Annotated in this window: 23 protein-coding genes and 2 pseudogenes; 8 read left to right on the forward strand and 17 right to left on the reverse strand. The window is 63.7% G+C overall.

Translation table 11 applies throughout. The features are described 5' to 3' along the window. The first annotated feature begins 48 nt into the window (after positions 1-48). Positions 49-366: an ASCH domain-containing protein gene (locus FR699_RS08255; RefSeq protein WP_154550941.1), complete on the forward strand. Its 318-nt coding sequence runs from the start codon at positions 49-51 to the stop codon at positions 364-366. An 80-nt stretch (positions 367-446) separates the two neighbouring features. Here FR699_RS08255 and FR699_RS08260 read toward each other — a convergent pair whose 3' ends face one another. Continuing rightward, entirely contained in the window at positions 447-1616 is a 1170-nt protein-coding gene (locus tag FR699_RS08260; protein WP_233263387.1) for an FG-GAP repeat protein, read from the reverse strand. Between the two features lie 16 nt (positions 1617-1632). Between FR699_RS08260 and FR699_RS08265 the strand changes: the two genes are divergently transcribed. Then, on the forward strand, positions 1633-1968 hold the full coding sequence (locus FR699_RS08265) for a hypothetical protein (protein ID WP_158855129.1): 336 nt from the start codon (positions 1633-1635) through the stop codon (positions 1966-1968). 209 nt (positions 1969-2177) lie between these two features. Here FR699_RS08265 and hisE read toward each other — a convergent pair whose 3' ends face one another. The 5 genes from hisE to FR699_RS08290 form a co-directional block, all read right to left on the reverse strand. Continuing rightward, positions 2178-2471 carry a phosphoribosyl-ATP diphosphatase gene (gene hisE / locus FR699_RS08270; RefSeq protein WP_154550938.1) on the reverse strand — a complete coding sequence of 98 codons (294 nt, stop codon included), beginning with the start codon at positions 2469-2471 and terminating at the stop codon, positions 2178-2180. A gap of 71 nt (positions 2472-2542) precedes the next feature. Then, the gene (locus FR699_RS08275) at positions 2543-3559 is read right to left on the reverse strand and encodes a cytochrome d ubiquinol oxidase subunit II (protein WP_154550937.1); all 1017 of its coding nucleotides are present in this window, start codon (positions 3557-3559) and stop codon (positions 2543-2545) included. Next, a complete protein-coding gene (locus tag FR699_RS08280) occupies positions 3552-5021 on the reverse strand; it encodes a cytochrome ubiquinol oxidase subunit I (protein WP_154550936.1) in 1470 nt (489 codons plus the stop codon). Before FR699_RS08280 ends, FR699_RS08275 begins: the two co-directional genes overlap by 8 nt. 194 nt (positions 5022-5215) lie before the next feature. After that, complete coding sequence (gene pdxT / locus FR699_RS08285) at positions 5216-5794, reverse strand: pyridoxal 5'-phosphate synthase glutaminase subunit PdxT (protein ID WP_158855130.1); 579 nt, start codon at positions 5792-5794, stop codon at positions 5216-5218. Between the two features lie 37 nt (positions 5795-5831). Continuing rightward, on the reverse strand, positions 5832-6866 hold the full coding sequence (locus FR699_RS08290; protein WP_158855131.1) for an FAD-dependent oxidoreductase: 1035 nt from the start codon (positions 6864-6866) through the stop codon (positions 5832-5834). Between the two features lie 151 nt (positions 6867-7017). On the opposite strand from FR699_RS08290, the gene FR699_RS08295 reads away from it, so the two are divergent. Both FR699_RS08295 and FR699_RS08300 read left to right on the forward strand, forming a co-directional pair. Then, positions 7018-8034 carry a PrsW family intramembrane metalloprotease gene (locus FR699_RS08295; RefSeq protein WP_154550933.1) on the forward strand — a complete coding sequence of 339 codons (1017 nt, stop codon included), beginning with the start codon at positions 7018-7020 and terminating at the stop codon, positions 8032-8034. Positions 8035-8080: 46 nt separating this feature from the next. Further along, the gene (locus tag FR699_RS08300) at positions 8081-8326 is read left to right on the forward strand and encodes a hypothetical protein (RefSeq protein WP_154550932.1); all 246 of its coding nucleotides are present in this window, start codon (positions 8081-8083) and stop codon (positions 8324-8326) included. A 30-nt stretch (positions 8327-8356) separates the two neighbouring features. On the opposite strand, the gene FR699_RS08305 is transcribed toward FR699_RS08300, so the two are convergent. From FR699_RS08305 to FR699_RS08320, 4 genes are all read right to left on the reverse strand, one after another. Continuing rightward, complete coding sequence (locus FR699_RS08305; protein WP_199268306.1) at positions 8357-9793, reverse strand: NAD(P)(+) transhydrogenase (Re/Si-specific) subunit beta; 1437 nt, start codon at positions 9791-9793, stop codon at positions 8357-8359. Continuing rightward, entirely contained in the window at positions 9794-10075 is a 282-nt protein-coding gene (locus FR699_RS08310) for an NAD(P) transhydrogenase subunit alpha (RefSeq protein WP_154550931.1), read from the reverse strand. Next, positions 10072-11277 (reverse strand): NAD(P) transhydrogenase subunit alpha, encoded by a 1206-nt coding sequence (locus tag FR699_RS08315; RefSeq protein WP_158855132.1) that lies wholly within the window; start codon positions 11275-11277, stop codon positions 10072-10074. Before FR699_RS08315 ends, FR699_RS08310 begins: the two co-directional genes overlap by 4 nt. 194 nt (positions 11278-11471) lie before the next feature. Continuing rightward, a complete protein-coding gene (locus tag FR699_RS08320) occupies positions 11472-12128 on the reverse strand; it encodes an RNA ligase partner protein (protein ID WP_158855133.1) in 657 nt (218 codons plus the stop codon). A 95-nt stretch (positions 12129-12223) separates the two neighbouring features. Between FR699_RS08320 and FR699_RS08325 the strand changes: the two genes are divergently transcribed. Beyond that, entirely contained in the window at positions 12224-13345 is a 1122-nt protein-coding gene (locus FR699_RS08325; protein WP_154550928.1) for an RNA ligase, read from the forward strand. Between the two features lie 65 nt (positions 13346-13410). On the opposite strand, the gene FR699_RS08330 is transcribed toward FR699_RS08325, so the two are convergent. The 6 genes from FR699_RS08330 to FR699_RS08355 all read right to left on the reverse strand — a co-directional run bounded on the left by FR699_RS08330 (position 13411) and on the right by FR699_RS08355 (position 17774). Beyond that, the gene (locus FR699_RS08330; RefSeq protein ID WP_158855134.1) at positions 13411-15252 is read right to left on the reverse strand and encodes a UvrD-helicase domain-containing protein; all 1842 of its coding nucleotides are present in this window, start codon (positions 15250-15252) and stop codon (positions 13411-13413) included. Between the two features lie 65 nt (positions 15253-15317). After that, positions 15318-15620, reverse strand: a complete 303-nt coding sequence (locus tag FR699_RS08335; protein ID WP_154550926.1) for a hypothetical protein — start codon at positions 15618-15620, stop codon at positions 15318-15320. A gap of 105 nt (positions 15621-15725) precedes the next feature. Beyond that, entirely contained in the window at positions 15726-16331 is a 606-nt protein-coding gene (locus tag FR699_RS08340; RefSeq protein WP_158855135.1) for a hypothetical protein, read from the reverse strand. 81 nt (positions 16332-16412) lie between these two features. Then, the gene (locus tag FR699_RS08345; RefSeq protein ID WP_158855136.1) at positions 16413-17069 is read right to left on the reverse strand and encodes a metal-dependent hydrolase; all 657 of its coding nucleotides are present in this window, start codon (positions 17067-17069) and stop codon (positions 16413-16415) included. A gap of 91 nt (positions 17070-17160) precedes the next feature. Further along, positions 17161-17574 carry a GNAT family N-acetyltransferase gene (locus FR699_RS08350; protein WP_158855137.1) on the reverse strand — a complete coding sequence of 138 codons (414 nt, stop codon included), beginning with the start codon at positions 17572-17574 and terminating at the stop codon, positions 17161-17163. Beyond that, a complete protein-coding gene (locus FR699_RS08355) occupies positions 17574-17774 on the reverse strand; it encodes a ubiquitin-like small modifier protein 2 (RefSeq protein ID WP_154550922.1) in 201 nt (66 codons plus the stop codon). Before FR699_RS08355 ends, FR699_RS08350 begins: the two co-directional genes overlap by 1 nt. A 121-nt stretch (positions 17775-17895) precedes the next feature. On the opposite strand from FR699_RS08355, the pseudogene FR699_RS13325 reads away from it, so the two are divergent. Beyond that, a pseudogene (locus tag FR699_RS13325) lies at positions 17896-19560 on the forward strand (AAA family ATPase); the annotation flags it as partial. 3 nt (positions 19561-19563) lie between these two features. Next, positions 19564-20175: pseudogene (locus tag FR699_RS13330) on the forward strand (replication factor C small subunit); the annotation flags it as partial. A gap of 17 nt (positions 20176-20192) precedes the next feature. Here the strand turns inward: FR699_RS13330 and FR699_RS08365 are convergent. Next, on the reverse strand, positions 20193-21500 hold the full coding sequence (locus FR699_RS08365) for a methyl-accepting chemotaxis protein (protein ID WP_195837602.1): 1308 nt from the start codon (positions 21498-21500) through the stop codon (positions 20193-20195). 260 nt (positions 21501-21760) lie between these two features. Between FR699_RS08365 and alaS the strand changes: the two genes are divergently transcribed. Continuing rightward, positions 21761-24547, forward strand: coding sequence for an alanine--tRNA ligase (gene alaS, locus FR699_RS08370; protein ID WP_158855139.1), 2787 nt, complete (start codon positions 21761-21763; stop codon positions 24545-24547). Positions 24548-24706 lie beyond the last annotated feature (159 nt).

The raw sequence follows: 24706 nt of genomic DNA on the forward strand, positions 1-24706 counted from the left end.
CGATGGCTCGGGACAGCCGTTTTTGTCGCTGTGGCCCAAACTGGGGACATGGCACACAGAGACGCCACCGAGATCCTTCCAGGCGGGCATCTTACCGCGCAGGTACTGGACGGCGACGTGACCCAGATCCACCGCGGGCAGGCCTACGCCGCGGAGGGCGACACCTTCGATATCGACGGCACCACGTTCGAAGTCACCGACGTGGCCGAGCGGACGCTCGGGGATCTGACCGACGAGGACGCACAGCGCGAGGGATCTGAGAACTTAGCGGCCTACAAGCAACGCCTCGCGCGGGTCCACGACGAGTTCGAGTGGAACCCCGACAGCGAAGTCGTCCGCCATCGTTTCGAGCCAGCCGAAGAGTGAGCGACGGGCCACGGCGAGTGGGTCCTTGAAGAGGTCGCCGAGTCACCGCTGGAGCGAGTCGCCGACCAGCGGGCAGAGAGTCAGTCGTCGGGCAGGTCTAAGACCCACGCTGCGCCGGAGGTCAGTCCTTGCTCGCCGTCCCGCGTCGCGCCGACGAGACCGACAGTTCCGTCCGCCGAGATGTCGACGCGAGCCCCGAAGCTATCGTTGACCGTTCGGTTGGGAAACTGCGTATACTGTTCGCGCTGTGTCCAGGCGTCCCCGTCGGCTTCGAGCAGATGGACGGACCCGACATCGATGTCTCCGAGACTCCCACCGCCGCCGCTCCCCACGAGTGCCCGTGTCCCGTCGTCGGTGAGGGCGACGGCGTCGCCGAACCGCTCGTTGCCCTCGATGGTGTCGGGCACGACGGTGGCCTGCTGTGTCCACGCCCCGCCGTCAGCCGCGAAGACCGACACCGACCCGGAGGAGTCGCCGGTGGCGGTGTTGTCCAGCTGATCCCCGACCATCGCTGTCGTGCCGTCGCCGGACAGCGACACCGTACTTCCAAACTCGTTGTACTCCTCGCCGCCCTCGGGAACGAGTTTGTCCTGCTGGCCCCAGTCGCTCCCCTCGCCGGAAAAGACGTAGGCAGCGCCGGCCTCCTCGCCGTTCTCGTTTGATTCCTTGCTGGCTCCCAGCAGAGCCGTGGTGCCGTCCGCGGACAGCGCCGCCCGCAGCCCGAAGCCGTGGGCGTCCTCGCTGTCCTCGGCGGTGAGTCGCGTCCGATGTTCCCAGGTTCCGTCGACCCGTTCGAGAACGTGAGCAGATCCGTCGAGGTACTCGTTCGGGTTCTCCTGGGAAAACTGATTTGCGCCGACGAGTGCTGTTGTGCCGTTGGCCGACAGCGCCGCCGAGAGGCCGAATCGCTCGCCCGGCCGTTCTTCGGCCGAGGTCAGTCTGGCCTCGCGGGTCCACTCGCCACCCTCGGCGGAGAGAACGTATACCGTCCCGATGGGAGCGGTCCCCCCTCTCGCACCCGCCGGCACGCCGACCAGCGCCGTCAACCCATCGGCCGACAGCGCCACGGCGTTGCCCAGCAGTCCCGGCGTGTCCTGCTCGTCCGGGCTGACGCTCCTGGCTTGGGTCCATCCGCTTCCGTTCCACTCGAAGATGAAGGCCTGACCGTTGTCTTCGTTCGTCGTCACGTCCCCCACCGCGCCGACGATGGCCGTCGTCCCGTCGCGGGACAGGGCCACGTCGTTGCCCATCCGGTCGTTCTCCCCGATGCTGTCGGGCAACAGTTTCGTGGTCCCCGACGGTTCAGGAACGGGAGTCGATGTCGGAGTGGGTGTGGCGGTTGTCTCGGTCTTCGTCGACCTGTCGGTAGGCTCTGGGGAGGGATTCGCCGACTGCGTCGATGTGTCTGACGGCGTTGGGGTAAGCGTCGCCGACGGTGTGGACGTGCCCCGGTCGCTACTCACCGTCTCGTCGGGCGTCCCAGTCAGCGTGTCGTCTGACGAACCCGCAGTATTGCACCCGGCGATTCCACCGACGACCGCAAACCCGATTGCTCGTAAAAGGTTCCGTCTACTCTGCTTCACGGGGGCAGTGAAGACCTGATGCTCAAAGAATGTTGGTAAGATGCTATGCGCGTCATCTGGGGCGTCACCGCCGCTCGCGCAATTCCGCTCGCAAATCGCTCAAATCCATATCGCTTCCACCTTTTAGTCATCGGGGTCGCAAGCGACCCGCTCGTCGCAAAAGCTGGGCCAAAACTCCTTCGACCTCGCTTCACTCGGTCGAGTGAAACGCCGGCTCCACGCTGGAGATTAGCGACGTTCCCGCAATTCCGCCCGCAGATCCGCCAGATCCATGTCTTTCATCGCCAGCAAAACGAGCAGGTGATAGACGATATCGGCACTCTCGTGGGCAATTTCTTCCCGGTCGTCGTCTTTGGCCGCGAGTAGCAACTCGGTCGACTCCTCGCCCAGCTTCTCCAGAACGGCGTTCTCGCCTTTCTCGTGGGAGAACAGATCGGCCGTGTAGGAGTCCTCGGGCAGCGTCTCCTTGCGGTCCTCGATTACCGCGAACAGCTCGTCGAGAATCGCTTTCTCGTCAGTCATGCTCGGGAGAACACACCACTGGCCCCTAAGCGCGTCGAAGCGATGACGGGGCCGAGACCGAAGACGCCGACTTAGGCGCCGTATCCCTCAGTTTCGATCGGCCCACTGAAGACGCCATAGAGGAATTTGAAGTACCACAACACGACCACCAGCACCGGGAACCCGAGGACGGTCGTGAGGTTCAGCGCGAGCGGTGAGACCACCGCGTCGCTCACGGTCAGCTCCAACCCTGTCGCCGTTGCGGGATAGATCGTCGGATACAACAGGAGAGCGACGAGCGCGCTCAACAGCGTGGGCAAGGCGAGCGCGGTCGCGAGCCACGCCCGGTACCGATCGCGGAGTGCGAGGACGATCCCACTGAGGCCTGCGACCACCGAGAGGCCGACGATAGCGATCCCAGGAGCCGAGAGGATCGTTCCGGCGGCCTCGCCGGCGTCGGTCCAGACGACGACCGCCAGCAAGACGACCACGCCACCGAGGTACGCAAGCGTGGCGACGACGCCGAGATCGCGCATCTCTCCGGCGAGGGCCGGCCCAGTCTTTGCCGCCAGGAACGCCGCGCCGGTGACCGCCGAGACGGCGACCAGACCAACGCCAGTCAGAATCGCAGGCAGCGAGAGCGCACCCACGCTGAACACCCACGAGCCGGCCAGGACGCCAAACAGGAACGGCGCGAGGACACTCCCGCCGACAAAGGAGTAATCACAGGCCCGTTGCCAGTGCTCGTCTTCGCGCTGTTCGCGAAGCTCCGGGCCGATACCGCGGAACAACAACGCCAGGACGAACCCGAGGGCGATCAGGTAGTTGTCGGCCAGTAGCCGCGAGTAGACGTCCGGAAAGGCAGCGAGTGTCATCGTGCCGAACGCGATCAGCCACACCTCGTTGGCGTCCCAGATCGGCCCGAACGCCGCCAGGAGGGTCTCGCGCTCGTGATCGTTGTCGCGGGTCGCATACAGCATCCCGATCCCGAAGTCGAACCCGTCTAAGACGATGTACATCGCCAGGGCGAACATCACGACCCCGAACCAGACGTCCGGCAGGGACGGGACGAGATACGTCTCGACCGGGATGAACAGGGGCTCAATCATCGCTGGTCACCCCCGGGATCGGCCCGTACCAGTGATCGGTGGCCGACTCTGTAACACCCAGTTCGGTGAGCTCGCCCTCGATCAGCCACCGGAGGGTGTACAGCGCGGCCAGGACCAGGCCGATATAGATCACCACGAACGCGGTCAGGCTCGCGGTGGCTTCCGTCGAAGTCAAGGTCGAGGAGACGGCCTCGCTCGTTTTGAGGACGTCTTGAATGACCCAGGGTTGGCGGCCGATTTCGGTGACGTACCAGCCAGTGAGCAAGGCGGCATAGCCCAGTGGCGAGGCGAGTATCATCGCCTTCAGGTACCGGCTGCTGTCGGCAAGCCGGTCGCGGTAGATCAGATAGCCACCCCAGAAGGCCAGCCCGATAAACAGGAAGCCGAGCCCGACCATGAGCCGGAACGACCAGAATACCAGCGCCACGGGCGGGTTATCCTCGTACTCGTTGAGCCCGATCACCTCCGCATCGAAGTCACCCCCGCTGGCGAGGAACGAGCCGACTCGCGGGAGACTGATCGTAAAGAGGTTCTCCGCCCGCGGATCGGTCAGCGCAGAGAGGTCAGTCGGGACAGCAAAGAGGTGGAGATCGGCAGTCCCGGTTTCGTAGTGGCCCTCCATCGCAGCGAACTTCTGTGGCTGAGTGTCCTCGACGTGGCGGGCGTAGGCATCACCGTGGACGGCCTGCAGCGGTGCGGCAACGATCAAGATCAGAATAGCGATTTTCAGTGCCGTCTGCCAGGCTTTCGCGTCGCGTTTCTTCCAGAGGATGTACGCGGCGACACCGGCGACCAGCAACGCGACGGCGATCACCGAGGCGTTGATCATGTGGACGTACATCCAGGTCATCCGCGGCGTGAGGAACGCGGCGATCGGATCGGTCAACTGGGCGACCTCCATCCCGTTGCGTGTGATCATCTCGTAGCCCTTTGGCGTCTGCATCCAGGCGTTGACGACCAGGATCCAAAAGCCCGACAGCCAGGCTCCGAAGCCGACAAGCGCCGAGGAAAGCACGTACAGCCGGTCGCTGACCCGCTCGCGGCCAAACAGCAACACACCGAGGAAGACAGCTTCGAGGAAAAATGCCATCTTCGCCTCGAAGGCCAAGGGGCCGCCGATCAACTCGCCGGCGACCGCCGAGAACTGCGGGAAGTTCGTCCCGAACTGGAAACTCATCGGAATGCCGGTGACTGTTCCCATGACGAACCCGACGGCAAAGACCTTCAGCCAGAACGAGCGCAGCCGTTCGTAACGCTCGCTGTCGGTCCGAACTGCTTTCCACGTGAAATAGACGATAAACGGGGCAAGTCCGATCGAGAGAGCGGCAAAGAGGATGTGGACGCTGATCGTCCAGCCGAACTGGACGCGGCTGGCGAGCTCGGCCGGCAAGAACAGCGCCGTCCCGTCGAGTGCCGCCCCGGCCCCGAACGCGACATCGAGTACGTTAGTGGCTGATTCCATCCGTTGGGCCGCGTTCGAACTACCGAACCGATAAGCTGGCGGTATGCTCTCGCCCGATGGGAATTGGCGAAAATATTTTTATGTTTGGGTAAACTGTATTTCCATAACCGGCAAAATCTGAGGGAAGCAGTCCGGCCTACTCGGTTGCCATCGGAGACAGCCCACCACACCGACCGAGTGAGGCGTCCTGTGGGCTATGCGAAGAACGCGAGATCGTGAATCCGGTGATCGCCGGTCAATTCTGGATGGAAGGAGGTTCCGACGACCGGCCCATCCCGGACTGCAACGGGTCGGCCTTCCCAGGTAGCCAAGACCTCCGCGTCGCCGACTGCGCTGATGACCGGCGCGCGGATAAACACCGCATGAAACGGGTCGTCTAGGCCTTCGACGGAGATCGGTGCCTCGAAGCTGTCTTTCTGGCGGCCAAAGGCGTTGCGCTCGACGGTGAGATCGAGTACGTCGAGAGTGTCGACGCGCTCGTCACCGGCGTCGCGGGCAGCGACGATCAGCCCGGCACAGGTCGCCAAAACGGGCTTGCCGCTGTCGACGTGGGTGCGGATCTCCGACGCGATGCCTTCACGATGGAGCAGTCGAGAGATGGTTGTCGATTCACCCCCAGGTAGCAGAAGGACGTCACACGTCGGCACGAGGCCGGCCTCCCGGATCTCGACGACTTCGACGTCCTCGCCGTGGGTCTCAGCAGCCGACCTGACGGCCTCGGCGTGTTCGCTGACGTCACCCTGGACGGCGACGACACCCGCGTGAAGCGTCATATCGATCGCTATCCGATCGAGCGACAAAACCCTCCCGTTACGCCCCGGGGTCCGAACCGAACCGCTCGGCGAGTTGGCGACCGGCCCGGAGCCCACTCGCCAGGGCAGCGTGAGCCTGCCCGACGTCGGCCACCCAGTCACCGGCGATAGCGAGGCCAAATTCGAGTGGCCGCTCGTAGAGCGCGGCGTCTACGCCGTCCGTCGGGACGCCCTGCCCCCATCGGTGGTGATCCCACCAGTCGGGTTCGCGGAGGCGATCGTCACCGACGAGTCTGGCGACGTAGTGGGCCGACTCGATCGCCGTCTCCCGGGCCGAAGCGTTCGCGTTGGCTGCAGACCACAGCGAGCCGAGTTGCAGCGTCAGGACGGACTCGCCGTCGGGGACGTGACCGCGTTTGCACTGCTCGCGACCCATCCAGACGACGTCACTTGCGCGTTCGATGCTGACGAGCCCGTAGTAATCAGCCCCGAAGGCAAACGGATAGTGGAGGGCCACGACGTCGATCGACCGGTGGGCAATGTCGTCGGCCGCTCTGGCGAGTTCTCTCCGAAGAGTCGCGTCCCAGTCGGCCCCCTCGAACAGCACGACTGCGGCGGCAGCCGGGACAGCGAGGACCGCCGCGTCGAAGGCGCGTCGGTGGCCCGCGGCGGTCACGACCCACTGTCCGCCTCGGCGATCCAGGGCCGTCACTGTCGCCCCTTCTTCGATGCGTGCGCCGCTGGTCTCGAACAGCGACTGAACGAGGGTGTCGATGCCGTCCCGGCCGGAAAAGCGCGGGAACTCCGCCGGTCGTTCGCTGATCGTCCCGTCCGCGTCGAACTGCTTGACGGGGCGATCGATCTCGACGAGGGAGTCACCGGCAGCGTCAGCGACCAGCTCCCGAAGGTCCCCATCAGCCAGCAGCACGTGGTCGGTCCCCACGTCGTAGATGCAGCCCTCACGACGACGGCTGGCGAGACGGCCACCGACTGCACGCGATTCGAAGACGGTCACGTCCAGGGCATCGGGAAGCGCGAGTGCTGCCCCTGCCCCGGCGATCCCGCCACCGATCACGCAGACCGACCGATCCATACGTCGGCTTCGGCCGCCAGCGTTTAAAATCGATGGGCGAGGGACCGTCCGCCCCCACCGACTGGGGGCTGGATAAGCGGCGAGGATACGTGTCTCGGTCGCGGGGTCGACCGCCGGCAGACACTTCCCGACGCCACGCCGAGCAACCAGCATGCCCAAGCGCGATCCGATCCAGCAGTCCCAGGACGGATCCATCGACCGCTACGACATCGTCGAGTGGCAGCCCCGCTCGTGGCTCGACCACCTCGCGATCGGCATCCATCGACGCCTGGCCGTCCTGGCTCGGTCAATCGTCATCGTCCTGGCGGTGGTGATTCTCGCGACGCAACTGCTACTTGGCGGCCTCGGGACCGTGACCGATCCCGTCGTCGGCACGCTGACCGCCCTCTCGGCCGTGCCCGCACTCCTGTTGGCAGTCTACGTCTGGCGGGCCGACGTGACGACCAACGAGCCCATCAGCCTGCTCGTCAGCACGTTCCTACTCGGGGTGCTGTTCGCGGGCTTTGCGGGAATTGTCAATTCGATCTTCGATCCGGTCTTTCTCGCAGTCGGTGCGTTGGTAGGCGATCCGTTCTTCGGCCTGGTGGCGATGTTCTACCTCGTGGTCGGCCCGGTCGAGGAAGGCGTCAAACTCCTGGCGGTCCGACTCGGCGCGTTCCGGGACGATCGCTTCGACGCCGTCGTCGACGGGGCCGTCTACGGCGCGGTCGCAGGCCTCGGTTTCGCGACCATCGAGAACGCGATCTACATCACCGGCCAGACGATGGGCGAGGGCGGGCTGGCCGTCCTCGCGACCGGTGGCTCGACCGCCACGGTTCGAGCGCTGGCTGGGCCGGGCCACGTCATCTACTCGGCGATCGCAGGCTATTATCTCGGCCTGGCGAAGTTCAATCCCGACGACGCGGGACCAATCGTCATCAAAGGACTCGTCGTGGCCACCCTGATGCATGCCACCTACAACGCGCTGGTTTCGGTCGTGCCCTTCGCCCTGGCCGAGGCCCTCCCGATCGGACCGCTGGCAGCGATCGTGATCTTCGTCCTCGCTTTCGACGGGCTGTTCGGGTACGTCCTCCTGGGGAAGCTACGAGCCTACCGACGGGCCTACGAGGCGACGAATGCCGACCAGCAGCCGGCCCTCGACTCCGAGCTGACCGAATTCGACCCGTGACGGCCACGGCGAGATGCTTTTGCCGACCGAGACGAAAGCAACCCCCATGGCTGCCGGACTCTTAGAGACGATCGGGCGCGTGGGAACGGCGGTCGTCGTCGCCCCGATCGCCGTCATCGCGGTCGATTTCCTCGCCAGCGGCCGGGTCGTCGGAGGACTTACCTTTCTTGGAATTATCGGCCTCATCATCGCTGTCGAACGGTACGTCGTCACGCCGGGAGATCTACTACAGCGTGGCCTCTCCGGGCTGGCCGGAACCATCGTCAAAACTGAATCGGCCGACGACGAGTGAGGACGAACGGACGTGCCGCGTAGTCGGTGATCAGTGATTCTCGTTGTAGGCGTCGACCAGATCCTGCATCGACTGCTTGGCGTCGCCAAAGAGCATGCTCGTGTTGTCCTTGGCGAACAGGGGGTTGGGGATCCCCGAGAAGCCGGGCGAGAGGCTGCGCTTGTTGACGATCACCGACCGAGCGTCCCACACTTCGAGCACCGGCATCCCGGCGATCGGGCTATCCTCGTCCTCGTTGGCCGAGGGGTTGACCACGTCGTTGGCGCCGGTGATGATCACCACGTCCGTCTGGGAGAAGGTGGGGTTGACCGACTCCAGTTCCCGCATCTTCTCGTAGTCGACGTCCGCCTCGGCCAGCAGAGCGTTCATGTGGCCCGGCATCCGGCCAGCGACCGGGTGGATGCCGAACTCGACGTCGACGCCGGTCTCTTCGAGCAGGTCAGCCAGTTCGGCAACGGCGTGCTGGGCCTGGGCGACCGCCATCCCGTAGCCCGGCACGATCACGACCCGCTCGGCGGCGTCGAGCATCATCTCGACTTCTTCGGGCGAGGTCTCGGTGATGTTGCCCTCGTAGATGTCGGCCATATCCTCGCCATCGCCGCCCTCGGCCATGCTGCCAAAGAGGACGTTCGTCAGCGACCGATTCATCGAATCACACATGATGAACGTCAAGATGAGTCCGGCCGCGCCGACGAGCGTCCCGGCGACGATCAGGGCCGTGTTGTCGAGGACGAACCCGGTGGTGGCGGCGGCCAGACCGGACATGGAGTTCAGGAGGGCAATCACGACCGGCATGTCTGCACCGCCGATCGGGTACACCAGCAGGATGCCGAAGATCGCCGCGGCGGCGACCAGGACCCAGTAGGCGGGCAGCCACTCGGCCAGGGGCGCCTCACCGAGCAGTCCGGACTGGACGATCAAGAAGAGTCCAGCCAGGACAGCACCGGCGAAAAAGAGCGCCTGCATGACCTGGTTGGTCCGGCCCGTGATCGGCGAATCCCCGACCAGGCCGTGGAGTTTGCCCGCGGCGACGAGACTGCCAAAGAACGTGACTGTCCCGACGATCCCCGCGATGGCCGCCGTGGTGGTCAACTCCAGCCCGAGCCCGCCACCGGTCGCGTCGACGAGTTCAGCACCCGCGACAAGCGTCGAGGCCCCCCCGCCGAAGCCGTTGAACAGCCCGACGAGCTGGGGCATCTCCGTCGTCTCGACGCTCACCGCGAGCCACGCGCCGATCACACCACCGACCAGCAGCGAGGCCGCAAGCAGGATCGGGGAGAGAATCTCGAAATAGAGGACTGTCGCGAGGACAGCCAGGAACATGCCGCCCGAGGAAAGGAGGTTCCCGCGCGTGGCTGTCCGTGGATGGGTCATGTCCCGCAGGCCCTGGACGAAGAAGATCGCCGCGACCAGGTAGGCGAGTTCCAGCGCCGAGGCCGGCAGATGGCCCAAAAGTCCGTCGGCCATTCAGCGCCCACCCCGGTTGAACTGCGAGAGCATAAAGTGACTCACGAGGTACCCGCCGACGACGTTGATCGTCGCCATGACGACCGCGAGTACGCCAAGCGCCGTCGCCAGCATCGTATCGCCCGAGCCAGCCACCAGTACCGACCCGATGAGCGTGATGCCCGAGATGGCGTTCGCCCCGGACATCAGCGGCGTATGGAGGTTCGTCGGGATCTTCGTGATGATCTCATAGCCCAGAAACGCCGCCAGCACGAACAGCGTGAGGTTAGTGACGAGGCTCACGTCCCATCACCTCCGTCGGCGTCCGCTTGGGCTGGGGCCGCGTCTTCGCCGTCTGACGGTTCGTCGTCAGAGCCGTCGTCTCTGTGTGGGTTCCGGACGGTCCCGTCGTGGGTGAGTAAGGTGGCGTCGACGATCTCGTCGTCGGTGTCGATCACCAGTTCGTCGTCTTCGAGCATGTTCTCTAGGAAGTTCACCAGATTGTTAGCGTACAGTTGACTCGCCGTCCGCGGGACCGTCGCCGGCAGATTCGTGGGGCCAAAGACGGTCACGCCCTCGTAGTCGACACGCTCGTCGGGCACCGTCGGGTCGCAGTTGCCGCCGCCGCCCGCGGCCAGGTCGACGACGACCGAGCCGTCGTCCATCCCGGCGATCGCCTCGTCGGTGACGAGTCGCGGCGCATCGCCGCTCGCGACCGCTGCGGTCGTGATCAGCGCATCGGACTCGGCGACGACTTCGCCGAGTTGGGTGCGCTGTTTGCGGTAGAATTCCTCGTCTTGCTCGGTGGCGTGGCCCTCCTCGTCGGAGGCGTCCTCGGCATGGACGTCCAGTTCGACGAACTCCGCACCGACACTCGTGATCTCCTCGGCGGCTTCGGGCCGGATATCGTAGGCCTTCACCGAGGCACCGAGGCGGTTGGCCGTCGAAATGGCCTGCAAGCCGGCGACGCCAGCCCCGATGACGAACACCTCGGCGGGCTGGACGGTGCCGGCTGCAGTCATCTGCATCGGAACCATGCGATCGAGTTCGCCGGCGGCCTGGACAGCAGCCTTGTAGCCGGCGACGTTGGCCTGTGAGGAGTTTGCGTCCATGCTCTGGGCCCGACTGGTCCGGGGGACGAGTTCGAGCGCAAACGCGTCGACGCCCGTCTCGGCCATCTGTTGGACCTGCTGGTCGGCGACATCGAACGGTCCAAGCAATCCGATCACGGCCTGGTCGGCACGGTACTGCTCGGGGTTTGCCTCCTCGACGGCACCGAGTGCCGCGACTTCGAAGACCACGTCGGCGTCGGCGAGAATTTGCCCGCGATCGTCACTGATCTCACAGCCGACGTCCCGATAGGCGTCGTCGGCCCAGCCAGCGCCGTCACCGGCCCCACTCTCGACGTGGACCGCGTGGCCGGCGTCGATCAGGTCAGCCGCGACGGCAGGGACCATCCCAACGCGCGTTTCGTCGTCCGGGGCTGACGGGACCCCGACGATCATGATTTACCTCTCGATACGATCCCGTCGCTGTCGTGCGACTTCGACCGTCCGGTCCGACATGTAATGACGTAGTTCAACATGGACAGTCAGGTAGCGGAGTCACTAGCCTAGCAGTATTATGCCTTTCGTAAATACTGCACCAACCACAACGAGAAGACGACGTGCTCCAGCGACCGACAACACACCAGCCACGATCACGCGACACGCTCGCCAGCGGCCAGATACTCTTCGAGCAGCGGCGGGAACGACCGCCCACGGAGATAGCGGAGCCCAAAATCCTCGGCCCAGTTGATGATCCCAGTATCTTCCGTGACGACCCCGGCATCGAGTTCCCGCGCCAACAGTAACAGGTCGAAGTCCTCCCGGGAGTCTAACACGCCCTGCCGGAGCGCACGACGGTACTCGTCGCGCAGATCGGAGATGACCTGATCCACCTCGCTCATGTGCTCGTGATCTGGCTCCTCGTCACGGGACTGTTCGGCCTTCCGGACGGCCTTCTCGGAGACGCGCAATCCACGGTTGACGCGATCGCTCATCTCGTCGATGAACCCGTAGACGATCTCGGCGGGGATCATCACCTCGTACTGGGCCGGGCTCTTGGTGATGACCCAGGTGTCGAGTTTCTCGATCGTTCCCTCGCTGACGTCGCGGTCTTCGAGCATCGTCGTCAGTTCCTCGTTGATCGAGGGCGGCATGTAACAGGAGATGTTGTGTTCGAGTTTCACTTCGGCGACGAGATCCAACAGCCGCTGTACGGCCGCCTCCAGATCTTCGTTCCCGTCACGGATCTCCGGGGTGATGAACACCGACGTGTCGAGGACGAAGCGCTGTTTCAGCGGGTGCTCGGCCATAGTGGTACTTGACAGGCCTCGGAGAAAGGTGCTCCGGCGGCAACGTCATGTGGTATGGCACCACACCTATATCATCGGCCAACCTACAGGGACATATGGACGCCGATCGCGAACTCGCGGCAACGCTCGGCGTACCCGAGGCCGACCTCGACGCGCTGCTGGAGCAATTCCAACGGGACACGTTCGAGGGGCGGCCCTACCGCCATCTCCCTGACGCCCGCCACGGCATCGAACGCGGGACGGCGATCGTCGACGGCGTGGTCGTCCGCGGCTTCCCCTCGATCCCGCGAACGCTGGTCCTCGATCCGGGCATTGAACGGCACTTCGACGGTCGCCTCACAGTCGAGGAAAAACGCAACGGCTACAACGTCCGGATCGCCCGGATCGACGGCGACATCCTCGGATTCACCCGGAGTGGCTACTGCTGTCCGTACACCACGAGCAAAGTCCGTGACCTGCTCGCTCCCGGCGACTTCTTCGAGGACCATCCCGACTGCATGCTGTGTGGCGAGTTGATCGGCCCCGAGAACCCCTACACCCCACACGACTACCCCGAAGTGGACTCGGCAACCGTCGAGATCTTCGACGTCCGCCACCGGGAGTCCGGGACACCACTCGCGGTCGAGAGACGGCGAGATCTCTGTGAGACGTTCGCGCTAAAACAGGTCCCCGACTTCGGTGAGTTCGCGCCCACAGCCGCACCCGATGCCGTCCGGGAGATCATCGCCGACCTCGACCGAGAGGGCCGGGAAGGAGTCGTCATGCAATCTCTCGATGGGACCCGACAGCTGAAGTACACGACCTCGGCGACCCACCGGGCCGACCTCGAACACGCGTTCTCATTGCCGTTCGATTACGGGCGAGACTTCCTGGTTTCTCGGCTCATCCGGGAGGTGTTCCAGGCGGTCGAACTCGATCACTCGAAAGGCCAGTCTCGCCAGCGAGCCCGGGAACTTGGCGAAGCGATCCTCCTGCCCGCCATCGAGACCGTCCGGGCGGTCGAACGGGACGAAGCCGTCGGCGAGAGACACACGGTCCGTGGCGAGCCGGCCGTAATCGAGGCACTGCTCTCACATCTGCGCGATCAGGGCCTTCCCCTCGAAATCGAGCGGGATACACGCGAGGACGGGACACGCGTCGTCACGTTCGTCAAAGTTGCGGCCGCGACCCGTGACAACACCCGCGATTATCTCGACGGAAAATTGATCGACGAATAGTGGCGTCTGGCAGCGACATCCCGGTCCAAGACGATCGGGCGCCTACACGGCGTGAGAAGCCAGTCTCAGTGGACGACCGTGGCTTCCTCGCCGAGGATGTCACGCAGCATCTCGGCGGGGTCGGTGTCGGTCGGTTCGTCGTTGAGCAAGACGTCGATCGGCAACGTCGGCGCGCCGTCGACGAGGTTCTCCATGACGACCAGTCGTTCCCGTGCCCGGGACATACCCACGTAGAAAACCCGCCGTTCGTTGTCGGTCAGCGTCGGCACCGGGGTAGTGTGTTTGGTGAACTCCTCGTCGCCGGGGATGTCGATCCCTTCCTGTTCTGCGGTCGCGGCCATCTGCTCGACGACCTTCTCGGTCAGATCCGTCGCGACGAAAACGTGGTCGGCTTCGCGGCCCTTCGCGCTGTGGATCGTCCCGACCCGAACACGATCCGGGCTGACATCCTGGTAATCGCCACGGAAGTACGCCTCGATGGTGCGTTCCTGAAAGCTCGTCACTTTTCGGACCATATCGGCCGCTGCGGCTGGTTCAGGGAGGAAGGGGGCGTGTTCTCGCACCAGGTCGGGTTCGAGGTCGATCTCGGCGAGATCGTCCGTGTCGGCGGCCTCGGAGCGCTCGTCGATCGCGTCGAAGAGATCGTCGCGCTCGCCCGTCCCGAAGGCGGTATCGGCGAGCATATCTGCCAGCCGGCGAGCCTCCAGGGCGGTCAGTGGCTCGTCGGTCGAGAGCGATTCGATCCCGCTGACGTAATCGCTCAGTCGGTCGGTCCACATGCGCTGGTCGGTCATCACCGAGAACGGAATCCCGTCGCCGATGAACTCATCGATAAACTGGAACATCTGATAGCGCGCCCGGAAGAGGATCATCAACGTCCCGTCGTCTTCCTCGACAGTGTCCCGGACGTTGCGGACCAGATCGAGCATCGACGGGCGCTTTACCGCGGCGACTCGACCGCCCTCTTTACGTGGCGAGAGGTTCTTCTCCTGGCGCTGATCGATGTGGCTGACCTCCTGTTGGACCACTTCCAGGATCTTCGACGGCAAGCGATAGGACGTATCGAGGATGACGTCTTCACCCTCTTCTTCGAGGAGGAGTCGCGGATCGGCACCTTGCCAGGCGTAGACGACCTGATCGTCGTCACCGCCGATCAACACGCCGTCCATATGGGGTTTCCACTCCTCGTAAACGTCGTACTGCAAGGTCGTGATGTCCTGAAACTCGTCGATGGCCAGATAGTCGACATTGGGTAGCAGCGACCGCTGGGCGACACGTTCGAGCATATCCGCGAAGCCGACGATCCCCTCTTCGCCCTTGTAGGATCGCCAGGCGCGGATGACTTCGGGGACATCGATGCGATCGTCGTCGCTGGGCCAGGTCGGCGTGTACTTGTTACCCGTCTGGGCCGCATCGTCGATCTCAGGGGGGAGCCGAACCGTCTCGTCGTCCCACTTGAAGGGCACGTCGTACCAGTCGCCCACGTCACGGCGAGTTCGCTGGAGCCACTGGCTCGTGGCAATGATCTTGTTCCCGATCGTCGTCGACCGGGCCGATCGACGACGTGAGCCTTCGTACTCGTCCTCGTATTCGATGCCGAACTGTTCACAGAAGTCCTGCTTGTCGGACTCGCCGACGACATCACCACGCGAGAGATTCAATAGCTCGTAGGCTTTCGCGTGCATCGTCGAGACGTTTCCCTTCAGCGACCGCGGCGAGATGTCGAGGCGCTCGGCGAGTCGTTCTCGGACTTCTGAGGCCGCGGCCCGGGTATACGAGACGACCAGAATGTCTCTGACGTCGACGTCTTCCTCCGTAAGCAACTGCTCGACCCGATCCAGCAGGGCTGTCGTCTTCCCGCTCCCTGGCCCGCCAAACAGCCGCGTCACCTGCTCATCGTCGTTCATTGCACAGTTACTAGAGCTACTCCCTCATAAGGGTCGTGACTTTTGCCAGGACCCGGAAATGCGACTCACCGATACAAAGAGAGGTACAGCATCGCGAATCCGATGATGAACGGAACGACCTGGGTGATGTTGAAGAACAATCGCGCCCCGGGGCCGGGATCGGTAGTGAACATCTGAGAGACGATATTGCTCACTGCCACGCCCATGCTGATAAAGGCGAATCCGATGAACGCAAACTGGAGGCGATCGCTCTTGCGTTGCTGGTAGGCCTGGAAGCTGATGACGGTGATCCCCAGCGTCAACCCGAACAAAATGAGCCGCAACAACACCAGAAACGCCTGGCCGTACTGCACGAGACTAGAGACCATCTATGCACCACGGAGTTGACTACCCCCCTATATCAATGTGACTAAATGTCGGCAGAGCTGAAGCGAGACCGGACCACGCTGCCAGGCCGCCATGGGAATCGCAGGCTACCCGACACCCAGTAGAGCCTCACCGACGGGGACGAACACGCGAACGTCGAAGGCGACCACCAGCACGGCACCGACCACGTCGAAGACGAGATCGAGGGCGGTGTCGAGCCACCCGTAGTGGACTAACACCGGTTCGACGTCGAGCCGGTCACCGATGGCCCTGGCGAGGAGTTCGAGTCCCTCCCAGAGAACGCCAACCAGAAGCGTTGTGGTCACTGTAATCACTCTCGGCGACATCGTAGCCCCAGTCGTCTCGCCGAGCGAGACAACGGCTCCGCCGTAGACGAGCGCCGCGACGAGCGCCGCCGAGACGGTATGCGTGAGATGGTCCCACCACCACGTCGATTCGTAGACGCCGAGCATACCGATGGCGTGTAGCAGACTCGCGAGCGCGATCCAACTGGGCAACAACGGCCCGATGGCAGGCCGCTGAGAGCCGATTGCATCGAGCAGCGGGGCAGCAACGAACGGCGTCACGACCAGAAGTGCGCCGGCGAATGCGTTGGTCGCTACCGCGAGATCCCGGCGGCGGATCGCCCACACGAGAATAGCGACCACCGCCGCTTCCATTCCCAGCGCTGGGATCCAGCGCGGATCGACCATACGTGAGGCCCCTGTCTAGATCCGTCACTGCAAGCTGACAATATTCTTTGGGTCAGCGAGCACCGGACCGGCACGCAGCGGCTAGGCGTTTCCGTCAGTCGTCGCCTGTAGTTCGCCGTCGATGCCGTCCCGGTAGCGGTCCGGCAGTCGATCAACGACGGGGCCGGGCACTCGCTCCGCGAGATCGGTCAACACCACCAGCCCAATCGAAGGTAAGTGTCGTCGGACGGCAGTATAGACGACGGCAATCCCCAGCGAGGCGATCACGAGCACTTCGAGCCAGCCATCGGTGATGACGAGCAACGGTACCGCCGAAACGGCTGACAACGCCAGGTCGCTCGGTGACCCATCGTAGCCGATCCAGCGACGCGGCCCAATCCAGCGTCCCCGGTAGTGGTCGTACACCGCCCGGTCGGAGGTTCCTTCCCAGGGACGCAGTTCTAGCCCACCGCCGTAGACGTCGCTGCGACTGTGCAGCGCCGCCCCAGTCACGCCCACGGCGAGCGCGATCGTCAGCGTGCTCGGAACGAAGATCCCGACCGCCACGGCGGGCACAGCAAGACCCGTGTAGACGACCGGGTAGTGGAGGGTCTTCCGGTGGCCCACGTACATATCGAGATCAGGGAACACGCCGCCGAGAAAGCCCGCAAGCAGCCCAATGCCGGCGTACTCCGGGGCGGTCCAGACGACCGGGAGCGCCAGAACCATGCCCCAGAGGGCATGGGTGGGAAGCATCATCGTCCTCCCGTAGCGCGCCGAACGAGTTTAGTATGTCGGTCTCGTGAGGTGTGTTCACAAGAGCCATTCGAACGCAACCCAACGAACAACGCTATTCGGCCGGCAGATCCGGTTTATCGATCACCGCGGGGTCCAACACACCGTCACATCGTCCGTCGTCGGTCGGTGTCACCTCGAATCCGAGAGCTTCGTAGAAGGGACACACACCAGGATCGAATCGGGCGAGCAGCCGCTCGCGCTCGCTGGCAGCGTCTCGAAGCAGTGCCGTCCCGATCCCCTGACTGCGCCGGCGTCGACGGACGGCGATCGAGACGATTTCTGGCCCATCCAGGACGCACGCGCCGATCACCCGTTCGCTGTCTGTGCCTGCGACGGCGACGCGGACGTCGTCCGCTCGAAGGCGGGCGAGAATCCGCTCACGGTCGGTTTCCAGAGCAGCCCCATCGAGGACGTTCAGCACCGCAACCAGCTCCTCGGGTGTCGCCACCCGGACGTAGACGGCCATCAGCCACCTTTGACGACCCGCAGGACTTCGACGCGATCGGCGCTGACCTCGCCGTCCTCGGGCACCGGGCGGCCATCGACCAGGACGGACGCCTCGTGGGGGCTGACGTCACACGCCGCCAGCAAGTCGGCGTAGGTCGCCCCCGATTCGACGTCAAGCTCGCGCGTCTCCTCACCGACGACTTCGACCGTGACGTGCATGTGCGGACGTTCGCCCGCGCGACCATGAGCCCTTCGGCGACGGCCGCCATCGTCCGATCGCGGAGCCGCTTTGCCGGACCGACTCGCGAGGTTTTTCCCCCCGCCCCTCCACATCCGGACCATGAGTGAGGCCGAGCCAGCCCGGGCGGGCCGCCAGGAAGTCTGGATCGAGAAATACCGCCCACAGACTCTGGCGGACATCGCGGGCCACGAGGCGATCACCGAACGCCTCCAGAGCTACGTCGACAGCAACGACCTCAGCCACATGCTGTTCGCCGGGCCGGCCGGCACCGGCAAGACCACCGCCGCCATGGCCATCGCCAAGGAACTGTACGGCGAGGAGTGGGAAGAGAACTTCCTCGAACTCAACGCCTCCGACGAGCGCGGGATCGACGTGGTGCGAGATCGCGTGAAGTCCTTCGCGCGTACTTCTTTTGGCGGCCACGACTACCGCATTATCTTTCTCGACGAGGCTGACGCGCTGTGCGTGCCACCTGGAACCGAAGTCGTTACCGGATATCCTTCGGCTCCGGAAGTGAAAAAGATCGAAGACGTGGCCGAAGACGGAGAGCCGATTCCGTCCGTCGATTTCGAGACCAACGAGATCCAATCCGACAAGGGACACCGCGTCGATTCCGGCGTCGCGGATTTCTTCGAACTCGAACTTGCGGACGGACGGACCATCCAGGCGAGCCTCTCGCATCCGTTTTTCGTAGTCGGTGACGGTGGTAAACTCATCGAGAAAGAGCTACAGGAGCTGGAGCCGGGTGACGAGATCGCGGATTTCAAAGACGACATCGGCGTTTCGCGGTGTGATACTTGTGGTGACTGGACGACGGGCCGGTTCTGCTCGGTCCCGTGCAAGGACGAAGGCCACAGCCGCGAGATGCAAGGGAGCAGTAATCCGATGCACGGGACGGAGTGGTCCGAGGAGCGACGTGAGAAGATCGTCGAGAAGCTCTCCGACGGGAGACTCGAAGGCGAGAACAACCCGAATTACGGGGGCGATTTCCACGGCGTCTCCGTCTGGGAGATGGACGAAGAAAGCATAGAACGATTCTGTGATAATCTCAGCGAGAAACGATCTGGAACGTCCTGGGACGAGTGGGTTGTCGAAGCCGATCCGGAGGCGGTAAAATCGGACATTAGCCAGTCCATGTCCGAGTGGTGGGACAATCTGGACCCGGAGGAGAAGCAAAAACTGATCGAGAAAGCCACCGAGAATTGCGAGTATCCCGTCTGTGACATCACGGGAGACAACAATCCGATGCGTGATCCCGAGGTCGCACAGAAGGTTTCGGACGCGCTACAGGGCCACGAACCGACGGGTGGAAACATCAGGCACAGCGACGAACTCGGCCATCTCGTCCGATCCGACTGGGAGTACGAGGTCGCGAAGGCGTTGCAAGATGCTGGCGTCGAATACGAGTACGAACCGGAGTTCGAACTCTCCGAGTCAGTGTTCCATCCCGATTTCCTCATCGGCGATACTGTCGTGGAGGTCAAAGGCGTCGCCGAGCTGTGGGGCCAGACCGAGAAGGTGAAGGAATTCCTGGACACCTACGGTGAGGAGTACACGTTTGTCGTCGTCGGGGACGGCGAACTACCACACCACGAACACTACGAGAGAGACGATTTCGAACCTGCTCTCGTGACCGACGGTGGACTGGAGGCCGTCGACACGGTTGTGATTGAAAACATCGAATATAGCCATCGTGGGAAGGCGTACAACATCAGCATGGAGGGGACGCCGAACTTCATGCTCGCCAACGGGATTTTGACCCACAACACCAGCGACGCCCAGTCAGCGCTTCGCCGGACGATGGAGCAGTTCTCGAATAACGTCCGGTTCATCCTCTCGTGTAACTACTCCAGTCAAATTATCGATCCGATCCAGTCCCGCTGTGCCGTCTTCCGGTTCTCGCCGCTTGCCGACGATGCCGTCGAGAGCACGATCCACACGATCGCCGAGGAAGAAGCGATCGAGATCACCGAGGATGGCATGGACGCGCTGGTCTACGTGGCCGGCGGGGACATGCGCAAAGCGATCAACGGCCTCCAAGCCGCCTCGATGTCCGGGGATCGGGTCGACGAAGAGGGGGTCTTCGAGATCACCTCGACGGCCCGCCCCGAGGAGATCCGCGAGATGGTCGAGCGCGCACTGGATGGGGATTTCACCGCCGCGCGATCGCAACTGGACACCTTACTGACCGAGGAGGGCATCGCCGGCGGCGACATCATCGATCAACTCCATCGCTCGGTCTGGGAGTTCGGGCTGGAGGACGACGCGGCCGTCCGGATCCTCGATCGGGTCGGCGAGGCCGACTATCGCATTACTGCGGGTGCAAGCGAGCGGATCCAGCTCGAAGCGTTGCTTGCAGCACTGGCTCTCGAAGAGTAAGTAGTGGTCCCGGCGACTCAATCCATAACGGTATCGAGCCGGGTTTCGACACGTTCGAGATTGTCTTCGAGCGTGTCTATCTGGTGTGTTTGGGTGTCGGTTTCGGCTGCGATCGCTTCGACAGCCTCGGCGACCTCGTCGGCTCGATCGGCAACTGTATCGATCATGCTCGCGATCTGTTCGGCGCTTGCTGCCTGGTCGTCCGTCGCACTTGCGATCTCGGTGACGCCCTCGTCAGTCTCCTGAATGGCGGCCCGAATCGTCTCCTGATTCTCGATGATCGCCTCGATGTCCGCCTCGACAGCCTGGATGGAATCGTTGGTCTCCCTGACGCGCTCGGCCGTCTCGGTCGCCATGCCCCGGATCTCCTCGACGGTCGTTTCGATCTCGGTGGCATGTTGTTTCGACTCGTCAGCCAGCTCTTTGATCTCGTCGGCGACGACGGCGAACCCGTCGTTGTTGCCCTCGCTGCGGGCCGCCTCGATGTTTGCGTTCAGCGCGAGCATGTTCGTCTGATCGGCGATGTCGTCGATCACGGCGACGAATTCCTGAATCTCGTCGATCCGTTGGCTGAGACGCTCGGTTTCGGTCGCGACGTCCGCCGCTTCGGTAGCGACGTCGCCGACTTGCTCACTCACATCCGTCGCAGTCTGGACGGAATCGGCAGCCAGTTCGGTAGCCTTGGAACTTTGATTGCTGACTTCCTCGGCACTGGAGGCGATCTCCTCGATGGTCGCACTGAATCCCGAAACTTCCGACTGGACGTCCGTCAAATCCGTTGCCTGCTCGGCAGCGAGGTCGCTGATCTGGCGTGACTGTTGGGCGACGTCACTTGTCGACTCACCGAGTTCGTCGACCGAGGACTGGACACTTTCCGAAAACTCGACCTGTAAGTCGTGTAGCGTCTCACGTTGTTCGACGACTTCACTCACGTCCAAGAGGATCTCGACGGCACCGTGGACTGACCCATCGGGTGCTCGAAGCGGAACCCCGATCGCACGCGCATGGGCCTGTTCCCCGTCTGCATCCCCGGCCGAGCGAAACTCTGACTCTCTGACCGCTTCACCGGTCCGAACGACTGTCTCGGCGAGTGTCTCGGAGTGGCCTTCGGTCCCGAAGATGTCGTAGGCATCCATCCCGATCGCTTCCGAGGCCGGGAGACCGATGAGTGACGCGACGGCGTCGTTCCAATACGTAATCGTCCCCTCCGCGTCGATGGCGAACGCAGCTTCCGGGAGTCCATCGAGCAGCGATTCGAACATGGACCGCCAAACAGTCGAATCGTCGGTTGCGCCAGCGAGTGAGGGTGTGTTGTCGGTCGTCATTTGTGAGAGCAAGCCGATCGAGACGGATAAATACCCGTAATCGATTTCGGCATTTGTCAGCGTCATGGCGTCTCAAACGCTACTCTAGTCCTCGACGGCCCATCCCCGTCGACGAACGTCGTGCTGGAAACGCCGTCCGAGAGATCCGTGCCAGCCGTTGGAAGGAAAACACCGACGAGACAGGCGTTGTCGGGTGAATATTCCAGAACGAGCCCTTCGGAACTGATTTACGCCAGGATGGGCCACAATACACCCAACGAATGAGCGACCTCGAGGAGGAATACCGGCTCGAGTATTTCGAGGAGCACGGATTCCGACGCACAGAGTGTTCAGAATGTGGGGACAACTTCTGGACGCTCGACCCCGACCGGGAAACTTGCGGTGAACCGCCCTGTGAGGAATACAGCTTCATCGACGACGCCGGCTTCGAGGCGGCATTCGAACTGGGAGAGATGCGCGAGGCGTTTCTCTCCTTTTTCGAGGCCCACGACCACGAGCGTATCGACCCGTATCCAGTCGCAGCCAATCGCTGGCGTGACGACGTATTGCTCACGCAAGCGTCGATCTACGACTTCCAGCCACTGGTCACGTCGGGGACGACCCCACCGCCAGCCAATCCCCTCACCGTCAGCCAGCCCTGCATCCGGATGCAGGACATCGACAACGTCGGCGTGACCGGCCGGCACACGATGGCCTTCGAGATGATGGCCCACCACGCGTTCAACGCGCGCGAAGACATCGACGACCCGGACCAGTACGCCTACGAGGGCGAGGTCTACTGGAAAGAAGAGACGGTTGCCTACTGCCTGGAACTGTTCGAGGAACTGGGTGCCGATCCCGCCGAGGTCACGCTGATCGAGGACCCCTGGGTCGGTGGCGGCAACGCCGGCCCGGCCTTCGAAGTGATCTACAAAGGGGCCGAACTGGCGACGCTGGTGTTCATGCAGTTCGAACAGGACCCTGACGGGGACTACGAGATGAAAGACGGCAACCGCTACAGCCCGATGGATACCTACATCGTCGATACGGGCTACGGACTAGAGCGGTGGGCCTGGGTCTCTCAGGGGACCCCGACGGTCTACGAGGCCGTCTACCCCGACACGATCGACTTCCTCACGGACAACGCAGGGATCGATCACACCGACGAAGAAGAGGAGATCGTCCACAAGGCCGCGAAACTCGCCGGCCGGATGGACATCGACGAGGCCGAGGACGTCGAGGCCGCCCGAGACGACATCGCCGCCGAAATCGGTGTCGAGACCGAGCGGCTGCGTGAACTCGTCGAACCGCTGGAGTCGATCTACGCGATCGCCGATCACTCGCGGACGCTCGCGTACATGCTCGGGGACGGAATCGTCCCGAGTAACGTCGGCACGGGCTATCTCGCGCGGATGGTTCTCCGGCGGACAAAGCGACTGGTCGACACTGTGGGCATCGATGCCCCGATGGACGAGCTCGTCGACATGCAGGCCGAGCGCCTGGGCTATTCGAATCGCGATACGATCCGCGATATCGTCCGGACGGAGGTCCAGAAGTACCGCGAAACCCTCGAACGCGGGTCCCGGCGCGTCGAATCGCTCGCCGACGAGTACGCCGAGACGGGCGATCCGATTCCGACCGAGGAACTCGTCGAGCTGTACGATAGCCACGGCATCCAGCCGGACATGGTCGAAGAGATCGCCGCCGAGCGCGGGGTCGACGTCGACGTCCCGGAGGATTTCTACTCGGTGGTAGCCCAGCGCCACGGGCAAGAAGACGCCGCCTCAGCGGCCGAGACGGCCGGCTACGAAGATCGGATCGCGGACCTGCCCGAGACCGAGCGACTCTACTACGAGGACCAGGATCGAGCCGAGTTCGAGGCCGTCGTACTGGAGGTCTTCGAGCGTGATGACGGCGAGTACGACGTCGTGCTCGATCAGACGATGTTCTACCCCGAAGGCGGGGGCCAACCGGCAGACCACGGGACGCTCTCGACGGACGACGTCACCGCCGACGTGACCGACGTCCAGGTCTACGACGGCGTGATCGTCCACCGTGCGGACGAAGATCCCGGGACGGGTGATTTCGTGACCGGACAGGTCGAGTGGTCGCGCCGTCGCCGATTGATGCAACACCACACGGCGACCCACGTCGTCGGCCACGCTGCCCGGCAAGTGCTTGGCGAACACGTCCGCCAGGCCGGTGCCCAAAAGCGGGTCGACTCGGCACGCCTGGACATCCGTCACTACGAGCCGGTTACCCGCAAAGAGGTCAAAGAGATCGAACGCCTCGCCAACGACCTCGTCACCGACAACAGCCACGTGACCCAGGAGTGGCCCGACCGCCACGCGGCCGAAGCCGAACACGGCTTTGATCTCTACCAGGGTGGGATCCCCGAAGGCGAGCAGATACGGCTCATCACGGTCGGCGAAGACGTCCAGGCCTGCGGTGGCACCCACGTCTCCCGGACCGGCGATATCGGGACGATCAAGCTTCTCTCGACGGAGCGTATTCAAGACGGTGTCGTCAGATTGAGCTTCGCGGCGGGCGAGGCCGCCATCGACGCGACCCAGGAGACCGAAGACGCCCTCTACGAAGCAGGTGACGCCCTCGACGTGGACCCGATGGACGTCCCCGAGACGGCCGAGCGGTTCTTCGAGGCCTGGAAAGACCGGGGCAAGGAGATCGAGGAGCTACAGGCACAACTCGCAGCGGCCCGTGCCTCCGGTGCCAGTGACGGCAAAGAAGTCGAGCTCGACGGGACGAAAGCGGTCATCCAGCGAGTCGACGCCGAGATGGACGAGTTGCGGGCGACGGCCAACGCCATCGCCGAAGACGGTTCGGTCGCCGTCATCGGGTCAGGGGCCGACGGTGCACAGTTCGTCGTCGCCGCCCCGGAAGGGAGCGGCGTCGATGCCGGCGCAGTCGTGAGTGAACTCGCCGATCGGGTCGGTGGCGGCGGCGGCGGGCCGTCTGAGTTCGCACAGGGCGGTGGCCCCGATGTGGCGACTCTCGAAGATGCCCTCGCAGACGCCCCGGACGTGCTTCGGCAAGTGATGGACGCCTGAGCAGCCAATCAAGGTCGACAGTAGCCGGTCTATTGTTCGGGTAACGGAACTAGCGTTTGCCGTCCCGTGTCACGACCACGAGAGGGGACCCCTCGATGAGCGCGGCCGATTTGCCCGCCACCGACGAGGACACGTCGCGGGATCGGGGTCGTGCCTGAG

Source organism: Halorhabdus sp. CUG00001 (assembly GCF_009797925.1).
Lineage (GTDB): Archaea > Halobacteriota > Halobacteria > Halobacteriales > Haloarculaceae > Halorhabdus.